General features: G+C 57.0%; 2 protein-coding genes. Both read right to left on the reverse strand.

Annotated features, from left to right (window positions below):
* Positions 1-199: 199 nt before the first annotated feature.
* The gene (gene aspS, locus IRZ24_RS17095; protein WP_297166828.1) at positions 200-2,008 is read right to left on the reverse strand and encodes an aspartate--tRNA ligase; all 1,809 of its coding nucleotides are present in this window, start codon (positions 2,006-2,008) and stop codon (positions 200-202) included.
* Between the two features lie 181 nt (positions 2,009-2,189).
* Positions 2,190-4,553, reverse strand: coding sequence for a Stp1/IreP family PP2C-type Ser/Thr phosphatase (locus IRZ24_RS17100; protein WP_297166830.1), 2,364 nt, complete (start codon positions 4,551-4,553; stop codon positions 2,190-2,192).
* Between the last annotated feature and the right edge of the window lie 28 nt (positions 4,554-4,581).

Raw genomic sequence — 4,581 nt, forward strand, 5'->3', positions numbered from 1 at the left:
ATATTAACCTTCAATTAATTATCTATAGAGAAAAAGCGGTAGACGCTTGTGAGGAACGGCGCCCGCAGCGGTGGCGGCGTCAGTATAGCCAGGGCCAGCTCGGCTGCGGGCAAGCTCACGAGCCAAAGCCGGGTCCGGGACAGAGCTGAAGTCTGCTCAAGGTGAGACTCAGATGAAGCCTGGAGACGGTGCTTGTTCCTCAGTTGTGAACGGAAGGCTGAGGAGACTGGTCGCCGGTGCGCACCTGTAGATGCAGCTCGCGAAGCTGCTGTTCATCCACTGGCGAAGGCGCATTGAGCAAAACATCTTGAGCGCTCTGGGTTTTGGGGAAGGCAATTACCTCGCGGATCGTCTGTTCACCGGCAAGAATCATCACCAGGCGATCCAGGCCCAGCGCGATACCTCCATGCGGGGGGGCACCGTACTCAAAGGCCTCCAACATATGGCCAAAGCGCTCGCGAATCTCCTCATCGCTATAGCGCATCAAAGAAAAGACCTTATGGAGCAGCGGAGCAACATTAATACGGATGCTTCCCCCACCGATCTCGGTGCCATTGCAAATGATATCATACTGGCGTGAACGCACCTTGAGAGGTTCCGTCTCCAGCAGCGGCACATCTTCCTCCGCCATCCCAGAGAACGGATTATGCTCGGCCTCGTAGCGTCCCTCTTCTGCGTTGTAGCTTAGCAGCGGGAAGTCGACCACCCAGCAGAAAGCCAACTCCTGAGGATCGACCAGCTGCAGACGCTCAGCCAGATGCAAGCGCAAGCGAGAGAGGACCTCATTGCACACCTCGACGCGATCAGCAACGAACAGCAACAGGTCGCCTGGACCAGCCTGCATGCGTGCAACAATCGCCTGCACCTGCTCGGAGCTGAGAAACTTCGTCAGCGGTGACTTCAGCTCGCCCGTTGGGCTAATAGCTAACGAGACCAGACCTTTTGCCCCATGACTGCGGGCAAAGTCGGTTAGCTCCTCGACCTCGCGGCGACTGTAGCCTGCTGCTCCGGGCACGCGGATGCCCTTGACCGCACCGCCGGCAGCCAGCGCCTGCTGAAACACTCCGAAAGTGCCAGAGGCCAGATCAGAGATCGTCACTAGCGGCAGCTCGAAGCGCAGATCGGGGCGATCGGTTCCATAGCGTTCCAGGGCTTCCCGATACGAGAGGCGAGGGAAAGGTTTCTGCTTGATACGCTTCTGTGCCACCCGCTCAACCAAGAAGATCAGCAGCCCCTCGATGAGGTTCATCACATCATTCTCATCGACAAAAGCCATCTCAATATCAAGCTGCGTAAACTCCGGCTGCCGATCCGCCCGCTGGTCTTCATCGCGGAAACAACGCGCAATCTGAAAGTAGCGGTCTAGTCCAGCCACCATGAGCAATTGCTTGAGTTGCTGCGGCGACTGCGGCAAGGCATAGAAGTGCCCAGGATAGAGCCGGCTCGGCACCAAGTAATCGCGCGCACCTTCAGGCGTACTCTTAATCAGAATCGGGGTCTCAATCTCCAGAAAGCCGCGTTCATCGAGGTAATCGCGCATGGCCTTGATCAGGCGATGGCGCAGGATCATGTTATCACGCATCTTGGGGCGGCGCAGATCCAGATAGCGGTACTTTAAGCGCAGGATCTCATCCGCCCGGCTCTCATCGGCAATCGGAAAAGGCGGCACGCGCGAGGGATTCAGCACCTGGATTGTCGCCGCCGCTACCTCAATCTCGCCGGTCGCTAAATGGGGGTTCTCCGTACCTGGCAAGCGCGGGGTCACTGTCCCAGTGACCTCGATGACATACTCCGCACGCACTTCGCTAGCAACACGATGCGCTTCTGCTGAGCGCGAAGGATCACAGACAATTTGTGTGATCCCATAGCGATCGCGCAGATCTAGAAAGATGAGACCGCCATGATCACGTCGGCGATTGACCCAGCCCGCCAGACGCACCTGTTGACCACAATGCTCTCGACGTAGCTCTCCACAAGTATGGGTACGATGATGTACGGCGAAACTCACGATTGCTCAGAACTCCTTCCTCATTGCCGTTCGCACACATGAGAGACTTGAGAGAGGGGAACCGCCACGGGTCCGAACTCAGGCTAGCCGGTTAGAAAAAGAAAGAAAGCCTCCCTGTCAGCAGTCCCCACCAACCACTCTCTGCCTAAAAGTTTTTCATCAAGTGTACACCATCTCCTGGTCAGGCACAACTCCCCGACGAGCTGGTGTTAACGGTGACCACCGTGAGCAGGGAGGCAGTATTTTGAGCCAGCGTGTAGAGTTGACCAGCACTGGCCGGATCAGGCTGAACACTGCGCAAGGAGGCGAATAGGCTCGGCGAGGCATACTGTCCCGTTAGCTGCAGTAAGATACTATTCGACCCTGATGTCCCTCCGGCTGCCCCTCCACCAAGCGGCGTCAAGGCAAGCAGACGATGAGTAGCGCTATCCGCCACATAGAGATGAGGAATATGATTCACAAGACCAGATGCAAGGCTCGCTTTGCTAGAGGTCAAGAGTGGAACAGGACCCTGCTGCGCCGGAACGGCGACGGTAGGTACAGGAGTGGCAGCAGTGAAACCCTGATCACTGATAGGGAGAGCGCTCGGAATAGGACGTTGCACCTGCACAGGAACTGGTACCGGCTCTTGGGCTTTGCCCGAGCTGTATTGCAAGCTCTGGACGCTACCATCACCTAACAGGAGGAAGAGCTGATTGTTGGGAAACGCAGCAATGCTTACCACGTTGGCTGAGATCGGAAGCGGAGCCTGTTTGGCTGCTAGCTTGGTGCGATCGAAATCAACGATCTGGGCGCTGTTCGGGGCCTGCTTGGAGGAGAAAACCACATAGATATCACTATCCCAGACAGCCATTAACGAAGGAATCTGGCCATTAGAAAGGAGAGCTTCATCAATGGGGACTGTTTTGGCCTTCGTCTGACCCGCCTGTAGGACCGCCAGCTCATAGCTGGTTGTTGTCGCCCCCTGGCTCTGTACAGCATGAGCCAGGAGCAGATAGAGCTGCGAGCCATCATTCGCGCTGGCCATACTGAGAACTTTTCGTCCATCAAGATCAAGATGGCTCTGCAGACTATACTGCTGATTGACCTGCATCAGCGGGTAGAGCTGATTGTCTTCTCCTAGGGCGTACAAGAGCGCCTTCCCCTTCTGCTGCAAGATCGCTAGGCTGCGCGCATGAGTAGCGATACTACCGGTATTGATCGGACTGACACCAGTATTAGAGCAAGGAAGGGAAGTAATGCCAAAATGCTTATTGTACGCTACCAGGGCCGCCTGTGTGCGACTTGCGAGCGCACGCTGAAGGCTGGTTAACTGACTGCGCTGAGCATCTGAGAGCGCCACCCCTTGGAGCGAGCGTAGAGATTGCTGGGCACTGGCCAGATCCTGCAAAGCACGCGCCGGATCGCTACTGAGCTCGCCAGCCGCGCGATCGAGCAGAGTAGTGACCTGAGCCAGCACCTGATCAGGATCGGGGCCCTGACGCAGCACCAGATAGTAGAGAGAGCCAACAGCCAGTACCAGCAGGACGACCGTGATCAGCGCGACAGTGAGAGCGAAAATGCGTCCACGCCGCCGCCCCTTGGGGTGAGACAAAGCAGGAGCAGCCAGCGCAGGCTCGGCTAGAGCTGGTATTGAGCGAGCAGAGAAAGAGAAGGTACCGCTGTGACCATTACCATAGCGAGCCCCACCTTGACCCCCAGAAGAAGCCGCCGTTTCCAGAATCGCTGTATCCTCCTCGGGGCCGCCGACCGCCACCGGGCGTTTCTGGCGAGGTGGAGGCTCCACTCCTACCTCGTTGACACGGATCACAATTGCGGTAATATTGTCGGGTCCCCCATGCTCGTTAGCACGCTCCACCAGATGATAGACACTCTCCTGAGGGACAAAGCGATTGACGATTTCTTGTAGCTCATCTTCAGTAATCAGCCCAGAGAGGCCATCGGTACAGAGAACCAGCGAATCGCCTTCCTGCAGTGGCTCGGTGAAAATATCGATCTCGACATCGGGTTGGGTGCCCAGCGAGCGAGTAATCACATTGCGCTGCGCGTGAGTACGGGCCTGATCCTCAGTCAGCAAGCCTGCGCGTACCTGCTCGGCTACCCAGGAATGATCCTGAGAGATCTGCTTGACCGTCTTACCACGGATCAGATAAGCGCGGCTATCGCCCACATTGGCAATATAGGCCATATTCCCGCGCAGCACCGCTGCCACGCAGGTAGTGCCCATGCCGCTGCGCAGCATGTTCTCTGCTGCACGCTGATGGATGGCGGCATTGGCGCGCTTGATAGCACGGATCAGGGCGACTGGAACATCATCACTGTCGTCCTGATAGTAAGCCGTGCTTACAGTGTCTACGGCAATCTCGCTTGCCACTTCCCCCGCCGCATGACCGCCCATGCCATCGGCCACAATGAACAGTGAGCCTTTGGTCGCCATCACCTGGGGGTCCTTGGGGATGACATAGGCCATATTATCTTCATTGTGCTCACGCTTGCGGCCAACGTCTGTTAGCTGTGCAACGTCGAGACGGAGTTGTTTGGCCAAAGCACTTCTCTCCCGTACTTGATAGCTC

Origin of the sequence: Thermogemmatispora sp. (assembly GCF_019683755.1) — a bacterium.
Lineage (GTDB): Bacteria > Chloroflexota > Ktedonobacteria > Ktedonobacterales > Ktedonobacteraceae > Thermogemmatispora.